This is a genomic window from Caballeronia sp. ATUFL_M2_KS44 (assembly GCF_023630965.1).
Taxonomy (GTDB): domain Bacteria; phylum Pseudomonadota; class Gammaproteobacteria; order Burkholderiales; family Burkholderiaceae; genus Caballeronia; species Caballeronia concitans.
In genome coordinates this window covers 177,504-190,645 of sequence record NZ_JALQEA010000006.1, presented here as the reverse complement: position 1 = coordinate 190,645, position 13,142 = coordinate 177,504, and the positions used below count along the sequence as shown (strand labels likewise).

16 protein-coding genes are annotated in these 13,142 nt (G+C 62.3%); 3 read left to right on the top strand and 13 right to left on the bottom strand.

The annotated features are described in order from the left end of the window. Window positions 1–157 precede the first annotated feature (157 nt). Window positions 158–1,084 (top strand): bifunctional helix-turn-helix transcriptional regulator/GNAT family N-acetyltransferase, encoded by a 927-nt coding sequence (locus tag NCR39_RS00960; protein WP_284507071.1) that lies wholly within the window; start codon window positions 158–160, stop codon window positions 1,082–1,084. 84 nt (window positions 1,085–1,168) lie between these two features. Here NCR39_RS00960 and NCR39_RS00955 read toward each other — a convergent pair whose 3' ends face one another. Next, window positions 1,169–1,981, bottom strand: coding sequence for a MetQ/NlpA family ABC transporter substrate-binding protein (locus NCR39_RS00955; RefSeq protein WP_250450171.1), 813 nt, complete (start codon window positions 1,979–1,981; stop codon window positions 1,169–1,171). Between the two features lie 191 nt (window positions 1,982–2,172). On the opposite strand from NCR39_RS00955, the gene NCR39_RS00950 reads away from it, so the two are divergent. Continuing rightward, on the top strand, window positions 2,173–2,469 hold the full coding sequence (locus tag NCR39_RS00950; protein WP_250450170.1) for a YciI family protein: 297 nt from the start codon (window positions 2,173–2,175) through the stop codon (window positions 2,467–2,469). Between the two features lie 58 nt (window positions 2,470–2,527). Here the strand turns inward: NCR39_RS00950 and NCR39_RS00945 are convergent, their stop codons facing one another. The 5 genes from NCR39_RS00945 to NCR39_RS00925 are packed head-to-tail and all read right to left on the bottom strand — an operon-like array spanning window position 2,528 to window position 6,590. Next, the gene (locus NCR39_RS00945; RefSeq protein ID WP_250450169.1) at window positions 2,528–3,118 is read right to left on the bottom strand and encodes an SCO family protein; all 591 of its coding nucleotides are present in this window, start codon (window positions 3,116–3,118) and stop codon (window positions 2,528–2,530) included. Continuing rightward, the gene (gene cyoE, locus NCR39_RS00940; protein ID WP_250450168.1) at window positions 3,115–4,020 is read right to left on the bottom strand and encodes a heme o synthase; all 906 of its coding nucleotides are present in this window, start codon (window positions 4,018–4,020) and stop codon (window positions 3,115–3,117) included. The genes NCR39_RS00945 and cyoE overlap by 4 nt, the downstream gene beginning before the upstream one ends. A 12-nt stretch (window positions 4,021–4,032) precedes the next feature. Beyond that, entirely contained in the window at window positions 4,033–5,145 is a 1,113-nt protein-coding gene (locus NCR39_RS00935; protein WP_250450167.1) for a COX15/CtaA family protein, read from the bottom strand. A gap of 21 nt (window positions 5,146–5,166) precedes the next feature. Further along, complete coding sequence (locus NCR39_RS00930) at window positions 5,167–5,820, bottom strand: SCO family protein (protein ID WP_250450166.1); 654 nt, start codon at window positions 5,818–5,820, stop codon at window positions 5,167–5,169. 20 nt (window positions 5,821–5,840) lie between these two features. Next, window positions 5,841–6,590: an SURF1 family protein gene (locus tag NCR39_RS00925; RefSeq protein WP_250450165.1), complete on the bottom strand. Its 750-nt coding sequence runs from the start codon at window positions 6,588–6,590 to the stop codon at window positions 5,841–5,843. 131 nt (window positions 6,591–6,721) lie between these two features. Here NCR39_RS00925 and NCR39_RS00920 point away from each other — a divergent pair, with 131 nt between their 5' ends. Then, the gene (locus NCR39_RS00920; RefSeq protein ID WP_035961831.1) at window positions 6,722–6,931 is read left to right on the top strand and encodes a twin transmembrane helix small protein; all 210 of its coding nucleotides are present in this window, start codon (window positions 6,722–6,724) and stop codon (window positions 6,929–6,931) included. Between the two features lie 180 nt (window positions 6,932–7,111). Here NCR39_RS00920 and NCR39_RS00915 read toward each other — a convergent pair whose 3' ends face one another. From NCR39_RS00915 to NCR39_RS00885, 7 genes are all read right to left on the bottom strand, one after another. Continuing rightward, a complete protein-coding gene (locus NCR39_RS00915) occupies window positions 7,112–7,969 on the bottom strand; it encodes a cytochrome c oxidase subunit 3 (protein ID WP_250450164.1) in 858 nt (285 codons plus the stop codon). A gap of 93 nt (window positions 7,970–8,062) precedes the next feature. Further along, the gene (locus NCR39_RS00910; RefSeq protein WP_250450162.1) at window positions 8,063–8,266 is read right to left on the bottom strand and encodes a DUF2970 domain-containing protein; all 204 of its coding nucleotides are present in this window, start codon (window positions 8,264–8,266) and stop codon (window positions 8,063–8,065) included. Window positions 8,267–8,271: 5 nt separating this feature from the next. Continuing rightward, the gene (locus NCR39_RS00905) at window positions 8,272–8,844 is read right to left on the bottom strand and encodes a cytochrome c oxidase assembly protein (RefSeq protein ID WP_350029646.1); all 573 of its coding nucleotides are present in this window, start codon (window positions 8,842–8,844) and stop codon (window positions 8,272–8,274) included. A gap of 1 nt (window position 8,845) precedes the next feature. Then, window positions 8,846–8,986 carry a cytochrome oxidase small assembly protein gene (locus NCR39_RS00900; RefSeq protein WP_244826879.1) on the bottom strand — a complete coding sequence of 47 codons (141 nt, stop codon included), beginning with the start codon at window positions 8,984–8,986 and terminating at the stop codon, window positions 8,846–8,848. A gap of 70 nt (window positions 8,987–9,056) precedes the next feature. Further along, window positions 9,057–10,670, bottom strand: coding sequence for a cytochrome c oxidase subunit I (gene ctaD, locus NCR39_RS00895; RefSeq protein ID WP_250450160.1), 1,614 nt, complete (start codon window positions 10,668–10,670; stop codon window positions 9,057–9,059). A 97-nt stretch (window positions 10,671–10,767) separates the two neighbouring features. Continuing rightward, window positions 10,768–12,381 (bottom strand): cytochrome c oxidase subunit II, encoded by a 1,614-nt coding sequence (coxB, locus tag NCR39_RS00890; RefSeq protein ID WP_250450159.1) that lies wholly within the window; start codon window positions 12,379–12,381, stop codon window positions 10,768–10,770. Between the two features lie 48 nt (window positions 12,382–12,429). Next, complete coding sequence (locus NCR39_RS00885; RefSeq protein ID WP_250450158.1) at window positions 12,430–12,906, bottom strand: DUF2244 domain-containing protein; 477 nt, start codon at window positions 12,904–12,906, stop codon at window positions 12,430–12,432. Window positions 12,907–13,142 lie beyond the last annotated feature (236 nt).

The window sequence follows — 13,142 nt, the reverse complement described above, 5'->3', positions numbered from 1 at the left end:
ACCAGTGAGGATCAATTGGTCTGCTCCCTTGTCAAGCCACTCAAAATCGGGCAATTTCGTATTCGCACGATCGTGCTTTCTTTGGCACAATGGGAACATTAGTTCGGAATCGCAACTAATTAATTAAAAACCAGATTTTCTGAGAGAGCAAAGGCAGATGGGCTGTTTTGATCCGAGTCGGGCTGTTGAAGCTGTCAGGCGCTTCAACCGGTTTTACGCGCGTCATGCGGGCGCGTTCCATGAACGGCTCCACAAGAGCCATTTTTCGCTGACGGAAGTCCGTATTCTTCATGAGCTCGCGCACGATCGCGCGCAGACCGCAGCCGATCTGTCGCGCAATCTCGGGCTCGATACTGGCTATCTCAGCCGGCTCATCACGAAGTTTCAGAAGCTCGGGCTGGTGGTGCGGCGCAAGAACGAGTCGGACGGGCGGGCGCATCTGCTCTCCATGACGCCGGAGGCCAAAGCCAAGGTCGACGAGCTCGATCTTCACGTGTCGTCGGAGACGGCATCGCTCTTGAATCGGCTGGCGCCGGGCGAGATCGAGCAACTGTCGTCGGCCATGGCGGACATCGAGCGCCTGCTGTCGCCCACGGTCATCGACCTCTCCACGCGGCTGCGCAGCCCGCGTTGCGGCGACTTCGGCTGGATGATCGAGCGGCACGCCCTGCTCGACGCCAGCGAGGAGCCGAGCCTTTCCAACGAAACGCACGCGGCAACCGTCATCGCCCGCTTTCTCAGCGCCATGCAGATGAACACGCCACGCATCGCGTGCTGGGTGGCCGAGCAGGAAGGCGCCGCGCGTGTCGGTGCGGCGCTGCTGAACGCGGCATCGGAAAATCAGGCGCGTATTGAATTGCTGTTCGTGGAGCCGGGCGCGCGGCGGCGCGGTCTGGGCGAGCGACTCGTCGCCGCATGCGCGAATTTCGCGCAGGGTGCGGGTTATGAGAGTGTCGCCTGCCGGCTCGACGACGCCCGCGAAGATCTGTGCGGCCTCTTCATGCGGACCGGCTTCAAGCTCCGGCAAGACGACGAACCAGGCGTCGTCTGGGAGCGGGAATTGCGTCGCATCTATGCGGATTGATCGCGCAACAACCTGATGGTCATCAACGAAAACGGCGTCCCGAGGGACGCCGTTGCGTGAACCAATCAAGCTGGACGCCCGCTCTTAGAACGAAGGCACGACCGAGCCTTTGAATTCGCTCTTCAGGAACTGACGCACGTCCTCGGACTGATACGCTGCGACCAGCTTCTTCACCCACGGCTGGTCCTTGTCCTTCGCGCGCACGGCGATCAGGTTCGCGTACGGGCTATGCACGTCTTCCAGCGCGATCGCATCCTTGGTCGGCTGCAGGCCGGCGGCAAGCGCGAAGTTGGTGTTGATCGCGGCAGCATCGACATCGGCGAGCGTACGGGGCAATTGCGCTGCGTCGAGTTCCACGAGCTTGATCTTCTTCGGATTGTCGGCAACGTCGAGCGGCGTTGCGTTGTTGCCGTTCGTGCCCGCGCCGGCCTTCAGCTTGATGACGCCTTGCGATTGCAGCAACAAAAGCGCGCGATTTTCATTCGACGGATCGTTCGGTACTGCGACCTTCGCGCCTTGCGGCAGATCCTTGAGCGACTTCAGCTTCTTCGAATACACGCCGAGCGGCGAAATGTATGTCAGACCCGCGTTGACGATCTTGTAGCCGCGCTGCTTGATCTGGCTGTCGAGATACGGCTGGTGCTGGAAGCTGTTGGCGTCGAGATCGCCGGCGTCGAGTGCGGCATTTGGCTGCACGTAGTCGTTGAATTCGATCACTTTCACGTTCAACCCTTCGCGCTTGGCGACCTTCTGCACGACTTGCCAGATTTGCGCATCGGGGCCGCTGATCGTGCCGACCTTGATGACCTTGTCGTCGGCATGTGCCGAAAAGCTCGCGACGAACGCCACGGACGCCACGACGGCGGCCAAGGCTTTAAGCATGTTTCTGCGCTGCATGGTGTTCCTGTTTCAGATGCGTTGACTGCGGGATTGCCTTGATACCGGCTCCGCGACCGACCAATGGGCGCGCGGCCGAAACGGGATCTTCGCACAGCTTTGGTGCGGTCGGAAATACGGTTTCCTTATGTGAATATCCCTGGCGGCGCGGCTTAGAATCGCAACATGCGAACTTCATTGGGGCCGTTCACATGTACGTGATCAACCTGCGCTACACCGGCGCGCTCGCCGAAATCGACGATGCACTGGAGCAGCACCGCATGTTCCTCGAACGTTACTTCGCGGCGGGCGTCTTCGTGATGGCGGGGCCGAAGGTGCCGCGCGACGGCGGCGTGATTATCGCGTCGGGCATCGATCGCGATCGGCTCGACGCTATCCTCGCCGAAGACCCGTTCGCGCGCGAACAGCTCGCGCATTACGACATCACCGAGTTCAAGGCGACGCGTCTTTCGCCAGGGCTTCAACTGCCGGAGCCTTCCGCGACATAAAAAAGCGGCCCAAAGGCCGCTTTTTCGTTGTGCTTGCCGATCAATCGAATCAATCGAATCAGTCGATCAGCAGCTTCAGATCGTGCACCCACGGCTCGACGCCCTGCCCGTCGCGAGCGAAAAGGCGCAGCTTGCCGTCCTTGTCGAACACGTAACTCGCGGCGGTGTGGTCCATGGTGTAATCGGCCGGCGTCTTGCCCGCCGCCTTCGCGTAGTACACGCGAAAATCCTTGGCAACCTTCTGGAGTTGCGCATCGTCGGCGGGACGCAGCCCAATGTACGACGGGTTGAACGCCTTCACGTACTGGCCGAGCAGGTCCGGCGTGTCGCGCGCGGGATCGACGGTGACCATCAGCACCTGCACGTCCTTCGACTTGTCGCCGAGCTGCTGCATGGCCTGCGAAAGCTCGGCGAGCGTCGTCGGGCAAACGTCCGGGCAATGCGTGTAGCCGAAGAACAGCACCACCGCCTTGCCTTTGAAGTCCGCGAGCGTGCGGGTCTTGCCCGTCGTGTCCGGCAACGAGAAGTCGCTGCCGAACTGCTTGTTGCCGGTGATATCGAGATTCTTGAAATCGGGCGCCTTGTCGCACGCGCACAGCAGCACCGCGCAGGCGAACAACGCGAGGAAACGTCGAACCGTGGCCATCATGCGCCGATCACCGTGCGAACGTAATGATCGACCAGCAGCGCGGCGAACAGCAGCGACAAATAGACGATGGAATAGCGGAAAGCGCTGCGTGCGAGCGCGTCCGAGTACGTGCGATACAGCTTCCACGCGTAGCCGAGAAACACGGCGCCCAACGCGATGGCGCTCACGAGATAAACGACGCCGCTCATGCCCGAGATGAACGGCATCAGCGTGACGGCGAACAGCACGATGGTGTACAGGAAAATGTTCAGCAGCGTGTACTTCTCGCCGTGGGTCACGGGAAGCATCGGCAGGCCGGCGTTTTCGTAGTCCTTGCGTCGATACAGCGCGAGCGCCCAGAAATGCGGCGGCGTCCACACGAAGATGATCAGCACGAGAATCCAGGCGTCGCCGGGCACCGCGCCGGTCACGGCGGCCCAGCCGAGCGCCGGCGGCATGGCGCCGGACGCCCCGCCGATCACGATGTTCTGCGGCGTGTACGGCTTGAGCAGCAGCGTATAGATGACCGCGTAGCCGACGAAAGTCGCAACGGTGAGCCACATTGTCAGCGGGTTGGTGAACTTGTACAGCGTCCACATGCCGATGCCACCCAGCACCGCCGAGAAGATGAGAATTTGCGTGCTGGTGATCTGCCCGCGCGCCGACGGACGCCACGCGGTGCGACGCATCTTCGCATCGACTTTCTGCTCGACAAGACAGTTGATGGCGAACGCCGCGCCGGCCAGCAGCCAGATGCCTACCGCGCCGCCGATCAGTTTCGTCCACGGCACCATGCCGGGCGTCGAAAGCAACATGCCGATGACCGCGCAGAACACGGCCAGTTGCGTGACGCGCGGCTTGGTCAACGCGATGTATTGCGAGACGCGGCTGCCGAGGGGGGAATTGAGTGTGGTGCTATCCATGTGCATGGGCCATCACGCTGAAACGACGTCGCGTGCGGGAAGCGCGGCGCGGCCGGGACGGCTGGAAGAGATTCGAAAGTTTAGCATGACGAGCAGCAGCAACAGGATCGCCGCCCCGCCGTTGTGCGCGACCGCGATAGGCAGCGGCCATTGCAGCACGATGTTCGACATGCCCGTCAAAAACTGGATGACGATGACCGCGAGCACGCCGTTCGCCGGCTTGCGCAGCGACTCGAAGCGGCGCAGTTTCGCGGCCAGCCACAGCAAATACAACACGACGACGACCGCGAACGTGCGATGCGTCCAGTGGATCGCGACGAGCGCGTCCTGCGAAATCACGTCGCCGTCGCCCGTCATGCCGAGCGCGCGCCACAGGTGAAAGCCGTGCTCGAAGTTCATCGGCGGAATCCATTGGCCGTTGCAAAGGGGAAAGTCCGTGCAGGCCAATACAGCATAGTTCGTGCTCACCCAGCCGCCGAGCGCGATCTGCACCACGAGCAGCGCCAGACCGAACATCGCGGCAGGCATCCAGCGCGCGGCGGCGGAATCGAGCGATGGAATCGGCGTCATGCGCGCCGCGAGCCAGCCGAGCGTGCCCAGGAGCGCGAGTCCGAGCAGCAGGTGCGTCGTGACGATCACCGGTTGCAGCTTGAGCGTGACGGTCCACGCGCCGAACGCGCCTTGCAGGCAGATCAACAGCAGAATGCCGGTCGGCCACCACGGCGACACGTGCAACGGGCGGCGTTTGATGCGCGCCGTCCACGCGATGATGACCTGCGCGATGATCAGCACGCCGATCGCCATCGCGAAATAGCGATGCAGCATCTCGATCCACGCCTTGACCATGCTGACGGGGCCGGTCGGCATGGCCTGAAACGCGGCGGAAATCTGCGCATGCGCGATGAACGGCGACGACGTGCCGTAGCAGCCCGGCCAGTCAGGGCAGCCGAGGCCGGAATCCGTCAGGCGCGTGAAACCGCCGAACATGATCAGATCGAGCGTCAGGAACGTGCTTAGCCAGACGAGCTTTCTGAACTTGTCGTCGTCGGCCTTCACCCAGACATAGGAAAGCGGCAGGAGCGCAATGCACAAGCCGATCATCCCAAGTTGCAATACATAACTCATGTTTTACCTTCAACCCGCGTTTTAGCCGATCCGCGACCACTTCAAGAGCTTCGCCAGATCCGCGTTGATCTTCTTCGGATCGGGATTTTTCGGGAAGCGCATCATCAGATTGCCGTTCGGATCGACGAGAAAGATGTGATCCGTGAGCTTCGTGCCGTCCGTGACCGGCAGCCAGTCTGCGACGGCGCGCGGATCGGCGACGAGCATGCGCGTGTCCGGCGGCGGATACGCGGTCTTGATGACATCGGAGACGGGCTTGTCATCGGTGCGCAGCCAGACGTTGACCACGCGGTCGCGCTCGGCCGATTGCAGCACGCGCACCTGTCGCATGTAGTAGAGGCGCGTCACGCATTGCTGGTCGCAATCGCCGCCGTTCACGGTGATCATCAGCCATTTGCCTTCAAGCGACTTGAGCGGAAGCGTCTGCCCTTTCTCGTCCGTGACGACGAGTTGCGACGGAATGGGCCGTTGCGGTTCGATGAGCGCGCCATAGCTCGACGTGCCGCCCGCCGGCTTGAACACGTAGTACATCAGGTACGACGCGATCACCGGCGCCGCGCACACGAGCGCGAGCAGCACGAGCATCCAGCGGCCGTTGGTCCATGAACCTTTCGAGGGCGTGCGTTGGCGCGTAGGCGGTTTGCCGGCGGCGGTCGTGGGGCGTTGAGAAGGCATCGGTTAATGTCGGATTGGATTCAGGCGTGGTTTGCGGCTTCGTCGTCGTCGCGCGATGGGCCGTCCGCGCCTTCTTTCTTGGCGGCGCGGCGCGCGGCATACAGGCCGAAGCCCACGGCCGCCGCTGCCATGCCCCACCACTGGAGCATGTAGCCGTAGTTGCGTTCGACGCCGAGCGTCGGCGCGGGCCAGTCGCGCACGAGCTTGTCGTGCGTGTCGTTCGTCTGCTGGATCACGAACGGCTGGAACGCGAGGCCCGTTTCCGAGGCGAACGCGGGAATATTCAGGTTCTGCCGAATCTGCTGATGCGCCGCCGATCCGCCCTTGCCCAGCTCGAACGCCTGCGACGGATTCGCGCGCGCAATGCCCTCGATATCGACGACGCCCTTCGGCGTCTCATACGGCTCGATGCCGGTGCGGTCGGCGAGATTGCGCGGCAGCCATCCGCGATTCACGAGCACATAGCCGCCGCCCTCGAGTTTAAGCGGCATCACGACATAAAAGCCGGGCTGATCGTTATACGGACGATTATCGAGATAAACGACGCGCTCGGGCATGAACTCGCCGCGCGCCTCGACGCGATGAAACTCGACCGAATCGAGCGGCATTGGATCGACGGTCACGCGCTGCGCCGGCGCATTCTCGAATGCGACGATGTGCGCGTTCAGCGCCTCTTTCTGATGCGCGCGGTCGCGCTGCCAGAAGCCGAGGCGCACCGTCACCGCGACGACGATGAGAATCAGGACCGTGGGCCAGAAGCGGATTTTCATGCTCGCCGCGACCGCAGGAAAACGTGGCGAGCCGCGCGGCGCGATGCGTCGAGTGAGATAATGAGATGACTCTTTTCCATACTGCTCAATGCGTTATACGGGCAATTTGAGCAACATTGCCGGCTGGTTTCATGCACATTATCGTCGCCATCGCTTTCATCCTCATTCTCGGCAGCCTCGGTTCGGCCCTGTACTTCATGATGACCGACCGCGGCAAAACCAAGCGGATGGTGTGGTCGCTCGCGATGCGCGTCGGGCTGTCCATCTCGCTGTTCCTGTTCATCCTGTTCGCGCACTGGATGGGCTGGATTCAATCGACGGGCATCCCCCTCGGACGATAACCCGCCGCGAAGGTTCTCCAACACGGGGCGTATTGTCGCGGGACAATTTTCCGCCCCTTCGTTTCAGCCTCGATTCATCACGCGCTTCAAAGCAAAACGCCGCCCGGAAGACCGAGGGCGGCGCGCTTTCACTGCTCCACTGCTGCGCGCGGGCACGCCGAAGCCGCCCGCGCGAATGCCTTACAGCCAGTACACGACGACGTACAGCCCGAGCCACACGACGTCCACGAAGTGCCAGTACCACGCGGCGCCTTCGAACGCGAAGTGGTGCTCCGCCGTGAAGTGTCCGCGAATCAGGCGAACCATGACGACCGCCAGCATCGTGCCGCCCAGGAACACGTGGAAGCCGTGGAAGCCCGTCAGCAGGAAGAACGTCGAACCGTACACGCCGGACGCGAGCGTCAGGTTCAGTTCGTTGTACGCGTGGAAATATTCGTAGCCCTGGCAGAACAGGAAGATCACGCCGAGCAGCACGGTGGCAGCGAGCCAGCCGATCGCCTTGCGACGATGATCTTCGCGCAACGCGTGGTGCGCCACCGTCAGCGTCGCGCCAGAGGAGAGCAGCAGCGCCGTGTTGATGGTCGGCAGGGGCCACGGCACCATCGCCCGGAAGTGCGGGACGAGCGCGGCGGGGCCGTTGTTCGGCCACACGGCGGAGAAGTCCGGCCAGATCAGCTTGTAATCGAGGCTGCCGAGTTCGTGCAGCGCGATGGCGCGTGCATAGAACAGCGCACCGAAGAACGCGCCGAAGAACATCACTTCGGAGAAGATGAACCAGCTCATGCTCCAGCGGTACGACACGTCGACGCGCTTGCCGTACATGCCGCCTTCCGATTCGGAGATCGCGTCGCCGAACCAGTGCCACAGCACGAACAGCAGGAACAGCAGGCCGATCAGCGTGGTGAACGGCGCGAACGAATGACCGTTGACCCACGCCGCCAGCGAGGACAGCATCACCAGCAAGCCGCAGGCAGCCATGATCGGATGCCGTGACGGATGCGGCACGAAATAGTACGGGCTCTCGTTTTGACCGCTCATTGTTGATTCTCCACTTCGATCCAGTTGCTTGAATTTTCTATTGCCGCGTTGCTGCGCTCAAAGCGCCGCGCGCCGCTTTTTCCGTCTGCCGCTCTAGCCGACCACCGCCCGCACGATCACCAGAAGCACCACGATGAACAACACAGCACCGATCAGCCCCGCCGCGATCAGATGCAGCGGGTTCAACTGCGCTGCATCGTTTTCCAGATCTGCCCGCCGCCGCACGCCGAAAAACGACCAGAACACGGCCTTCACGAGCTTGAGGAAACCACCCTTGCGCGGCGTCTGGGCGTTCATGACGATCACGTTCCCTTGGCTACCGGTTTCGGCGCGTCGAGTTCGAAGAACGTGTACGACAGCGTGATCGTCTTGACGTCCTTCGGCAGCTTCGGATCGACGACGAACACCACCGGCATGCGCTTCGTCTCGTTCGGCTCGAGCGTCTGCTGCGTGAAGCAAAAGCATTCGATCTTCTTGAAATACTCGGTGGCCTGCTTCGGCGCGTAGCTCGGGATGGCTTGCGCCTTCACCGTGCGGCCCTGCTCGTTGGTCACCTGATACATCACCGTCATGACTTCGCCCGGATGAATGTCCAGGTTCGACTGTTCCGGCTTGAACTGCAGCGGTCCGCGCGCGTTCGCATCGAATTCGATGGAAACGGTGCGGCTCGCATCGACCTGCGTGTTCTTCGCCTCGCGCGCGCCGACGTCGCGCTGCACGAGATTGTTGATGCCGGTGATCTGGCAGATCGCGCGGTACATCGGCACGAGCGCGAAGCCGAAGCCGAACATCATCGCGGCGACGACGAAGAGCTTGAACAGCATCGACCGGTTGAAGGAGCGGTCGATGTGCGGATCTTCCTGCTGAGTGGACACGTTATCCTCGCGACAACAGGTATTGCCTGACGACGATACCCAGAAAGAAGACGGCGGCAATCAGCATCATGATGAGACCGAGCCGCTTGTTGCCCGCACGGATTTCCTCGGGCGACCGTCTTTTTTGTGGATTCGGGGCCATGCTTTCCTGACACTTGACACTGGCTGGCTGCAAGGCTTCGCGCGGAAGCCTTGCAGCACGATGAAACGACTTACTCGACCGTCGGCGGGTTCTCGAACGTATGGAACGGCGCCGGGCTCGGCACGGTCCATTCGAGGCCTTGCGCGCCGTCCCACGGCTTGTCGCTGGCCTTTTCGTGTTCGCCGCCGCCGCGATACGTCGGCAGCGCGACCGCGAACAGGAAGTACACCTGCGCGAGACCGAAACCGAACGCGCCGATCGTCGCGATCTGATTGAAGTCCGTGAACTGCGCCGGGTAGTCCGCATACCGGCGCGGCATGCCCGCGAGACCCAGGAAGTGCATCGGGAAGAACGTGACGTTGAACGTGATCATCGACGCCCAGAAGTGGATCTTCCCGCGCATCTCGTTGTACATCCAGCCCGTCCACTTCGGCGACCAGTAGTACCAGCCCGAGAACAGCGCGAAGAGCGACCCCGCCACCAGCACGTAGTGGAAGTGCGCGACCACGTAGTACGTGCCGTGCATCTGGATGTCGAGCGGCGCCATCGACAGGATCAGGCCCGTGAAGCCGCCCATCGTGAAGACGAACAGGAAGCCGATCGCGAAGAGCATCGGCGTTTCGAAGGTCAGCGCGCCGCGCCACATCGTCGCGACCCAGTTGAACACCTTCACGCCCGTCGGCACGGCGATCAGCATCGTCGCGTACATGAAGAAGAGCTGGCCCGTCACCGGCATGCCGGTCGCGAACATGTGGTGCGCCCACACCATGAACGACAGAATCGCGATCGATGCGGTTGCGTACACCATCGAGCTATAGCCGAACAGCGGCTTGCGCGAGAACGCCGGAATCACCTGCGACACGATCCCGAACGCCGGCAAGATCATGATGTACACCTCGGGGTGACCGAAGAACCAGAAGATGTGCTGGTACATGACCGGATCGCCGCCGCCCGCCGCGTTGAAGAACGACGTGCCGAAGTGACGGTCGAACAGCACCATCGTGATCGCGCCCGCCAGAACCGGCATCACGGCGATCAGCAGATACGCGGTGATGAGCCACGTCCACGCGAACATCGGCATCTTCATGAGCGTCATGCCCGGCGCGCGCATGTTCAGAATCGTCACGACGATGTTGATGCCGCCCATGATCGACGACGCGCCCATGATGTGGACCGCGAAAATCGCGAAGTCCATGCCGGGGCCCATCTGCGTGGAGAGCGGCGCGTACAGCGTCCAGCCCGCGGCGGTGGCGCCGCCCGGCACGAAGAACGAGCCGACGAGCAGCACAGCCGCGACCGGCAGCAGCCAGAAGCTGAAGTTGTTCATGCGCGCGAACGCCATGTCCGATGCGCCGATCTGCAGCGGCACCATCCAGTTCGCGAAGCCGACGAACGCCGGCATGATCGCGCCGAACACCATGATCAGGCCGTGCATGGTGGTCAGCTGATTGAAGAACTCGGGACGCATGATCTGCAGGCCCGGTTCGAAAAGCTCGGCACGGATGCCGAGCGCCATCACGCCTCCGGAGAGGAACATGATGAACGAGAACAACAGGTACAGCGTACCGATGTCCTTGTGGTTGGTGGCCCAAAGCCACCGGCGCCAACCATGCGGCAACTCGTGCGCATGGTCGTCGTGCGCGTGGTCGTGACCCGCGGCTACATCGTGTCCGATGCTAGACATGACAATCATCTCCTAAAGCGAATACTCGTGGCACTTGGCTCCCCGGCCGCCTCTCCGTTGCGTGGTTCACGCGAAGGAGAAGCGCGCACGAGACATGTCAAGCAGCCGGACTGATTTCCACGCGACGTGCTTCCTTCGCATCGGCGCCGCCCGTGATGGACTCGGGCTTCTTCAACACGATACGTTCTTCCGCGACGCCCGCCGCCTTCAGCGCGTCGCGGACGGCTTGCGCGCGCTGCTTGGCGAGATCGGCGTTGAGGTCGGCGCCGCCCGATGCGTCCGTGAAGCCCGACAGCGCGATCTTCGCGTCCGGATGGGCCTTCGCGTACGCTGCCGCGGCTTGCACTGCGTTGTTCGCGTCGGCGGGCAGCGTGCTCTTGCCCGTCTCGAAATAGATGCTGGCCGGCAAGCCCGCGGCTTGCGCCGCTTCCGCGCCGGCTGCGGCCGGTGCGCTCGCCTCGGCCGCAGCCGGTGCCGATGCCGCTTCCGCGCCGCTCGCCGCTGCCGTCGCCGCGCCGCCGCCTTCCGGCATCTTGCCGTTGCGCGCGTCCGCGACCTGCTTCGGCTGCAGCACGTTGCCGGTGTGGTTGCCCCACGTGTTGCGCTCGTAGGTGATGACCGATGCGATCTCGACGTCGTTCAGCGTGCTCTGCCACGGCGGCATGGCGCCCTTGCCGTGCAGCACGATATTCACGTGATCGGCGATAGGACCGTTCGCGATCTTGCTGCCGTCGAGCGCCGGGAACTGGCCCGCGCCCTTGCCGGTCGGCTGGTGGCAGACCGCGCAGTTCGATGCGTAGACCTGCGCGCCGCGCGTCTTCAGCTCGTCCATCGTGTAGGTCTTGTTGGGATCGTCGGTGGCGGAAGCCATTTTCTTCTTCTGCGCATCGACCCACTTCGCGTAGTCGTCGGCGGACATCACTTCGACCACGACCGGCATGTACGCGTGCTCCTTGCCGCACAGTTCCGTACAGAAGCCGCGATACGTGCCCACCTTCTCGGCCTTGAACCACGTGTCGCGCACGAAGCCGGGAATCGCGTCCTGCTTCACGCCGAACGCCGGCACGTACCACGAGTGGACGACGTCGTTCGCGGTGGTGATGATGCGGACTTTCTTGTCGACCGGCACGACGAGCGGGTTATCGACCGCTTGCAGGTACAGCTCGGAAATCGGCGCCTGGCCGTTGACTTCGCTGCGCGGCGTGGCCAGCGTCGAGAGGAAGCTGATGCCCTCGCCCGGGCCCTTCACGTAGTCGTAGCCCCACTTCCACTGGTAGCCCGTGACCTTGACGGTGAGGTCGGCGTTGGTCGTGTCCTTCATCGCGACGACGGCCTTCGTGGCCGGCAGCGCCATCAGAATGACGATGATGAACGGCACGATCGTCCAGATGATTTCGACCGTGGTGCTTTCGTGGAAGTGCGCCGGCTTGAAGCCCTTCGACTTGCGATGCTTCACCACCGAATAGAACATCACCCCGAACACGCCGAGGAAGATGACGGTGCAGATGATGAGCATGAAGATATGGAGGCCGTAGAGCTCCTCGGCGATCTTCGTCACAGGCGGCTGGAAGTTGATTTCGTTCACAGCAGGACCGCCGGGACTGTCGTTCACCGCCAGGGCTACGCCGGCGTTCAGCAGTGCGCCTGCCGCCAGCACGCCCGCGAGGGCTCGCTTGATTGTTTTCATAGCATCCTTACCCAAAATTTCCATTCAAACCCTCGACCCCCGTGGGCATCGCGCTGTGTCGCCCGTTCCTCTTCAGGCGAGCCGTCTCAGTGACGTCTGCAACTCGGCAGCAAATTGCCTGCGACGATGCTGTGCAAGGTGTAGCCCGATTTTCACCGATTGACCGCGCGACACGATCGTAAGCGGCTCTCTCGGCGTCGCACCCGGTTCAACGCGCACCCAGCGCGGGTTGAACTCGAACTGCGTCAATTCTTCGGCGTTCATCTGCTCGATCAACAACCGGTTTTGATACAGCCGGATTCTTTCGTAATCGACCGCGTGTCGCGCATAAATCAGAAACGCGACGGCCACGACCGTCAATTCGACTCCGGTGAACGGCAGCACCAGCCAGGCGCCATTCAGAAAAAGCGATGTCGCGATGGCCAGCGAAAACAGCGCAAGCGACAAATAGAAGCACATGAACTGACGCGGCGACACCGAACAGTTGCGTTTCATCAGCCAGTCCCGGATGACCGGCTCGGACTCCGTCAGCGTTTGACTCACCTGCATCGCCGCCTCCATCCATCCGCACGCAATCACATACATTTGCTCGGATTTCGCCCAAATTTGTGACAGTCCGGGCGACAAACTGACGCATTATAGGCGGGTTGGGTGGCATCCACAAGCAAGGGTCGTAGCGTCGCAAAGCCAAGCGCGACAAGCCTCTGCGCCCATTTGACGCAGTTTTTCACATGTCTTTCGGGCGCTAATTTCTGACATAACAAACGCCCTCTTTACGGCCGTCG

Excerpts from the sequence above, each read along its gene's own strand:
- NCR39_RS00900 (WP_244826879.1), bottom strand. The coding sequence starts at position 8,986 with ATGGCCCCGAATCCACAAAAAAGACGGTCGCCCGAGGAAATCCGTGCG.
- ctaD (WP_250450160.1), bottom strand. The coding sequence starts at position 10,670 with ATGTCTAGCATCGGACACGATGTAGCCGCGGGTCACGACCACGCGCAC.
- NCR39_RS00915 (WP_250450164.1), bottom strand. The coding sequence starts at position 7,969 with ATGAGCGGTCAAAACGAGAGCCCGTACTATTTCGTGCCGCATCCGTCA.
- NCR39_RS00960 (WP_284507071.1), top strand. The coding sequence starts at position 158 with ATGGGCTGTTTTGATCCGAGTCGGGCTGTTGAAGCTGTCAGGCGCTTC.
- NCR39_RS00935 (WP_250450167.1), bottom strand. The coding sequence starts at position 5,145 with ATGAGTTATGTATTGCAACTTGGGATGATCGGCTTGTGCATTGCGCTC.
- NCR39_RS00885 (WP_250450158.1), bottom strand. The coding sequence starts at position 12,906 with ATGCAGGTGAGTCAAACGCTGACGGAGTCCGAGCCGGTCATCCGGGAC.
- coxB (WP_250450159.1), bottom strand. The coding sequence starts at position 12,381 with ATGGAAATTTTGGGTAAGGATGCTATGAAAACAATCAAGCGAGCCCTC.
- NCR39_RS00945 (WP_250450169.1), bottom strand. The coding sequence starts at position 3,118 with ATGATGGCCACGGTTCGACGTTTCCTCGCGTTGTTCGCCTGCGCGGTG.
- NCR39_RS00950 (WP_250450170.1), top strand. The coding sequence starts at position 2,173 with ATGTACGTGATCAACCTGCGCTACACCGGCGCGCTCGCCGAAATCGAC.
- NCR39_RS00930 (WP_250450166.1), bottom strand. The coding sequence starts at position 5,820 with ATGCCTTCTCAACGCCCCACGACCGCCGCCGGCAAACCGCCTACGCGC.
- NCR39_RS00920 (WP_035961831.1), top strand. The coding sequence starts at position 6,722 with ATGCACATTATCGTCGCCATCGCTTTCATCCTCATTCTCGGCAGCCTC.
- cyoE (WP_250450168.1), bottom strand. The coding sequence starts at position 4,020 with ATGGATAGCACCACACTCAATTCCCCCCTCGGCAGCCGCGTCTCGCAA.
- NCR39_RS00955 (WP_250450171.1), bottom strand. The coding sequence starts at position 1,981 with ATGCAGCGCAGAAACATGCTTAAAGCCTTGGCCGCCGTCGTGGCGTCC.
- NCR39_RS00910 (WP_250450162.1), bottom strand. The coding sequence starts at position 8,266 with ATGAACGCCCAGACGCCGCGCAAGGGTGGTTTCCTCAAGCTCGTGAAG.
- NCR39_RS00925 (WP_250450165.1), bottom strand. The coding sequence starts at position 6,590 with ATGAAAATCCGCTTCTGGCCCACGGTCCTGATTCTCATCGTCGTCGCG.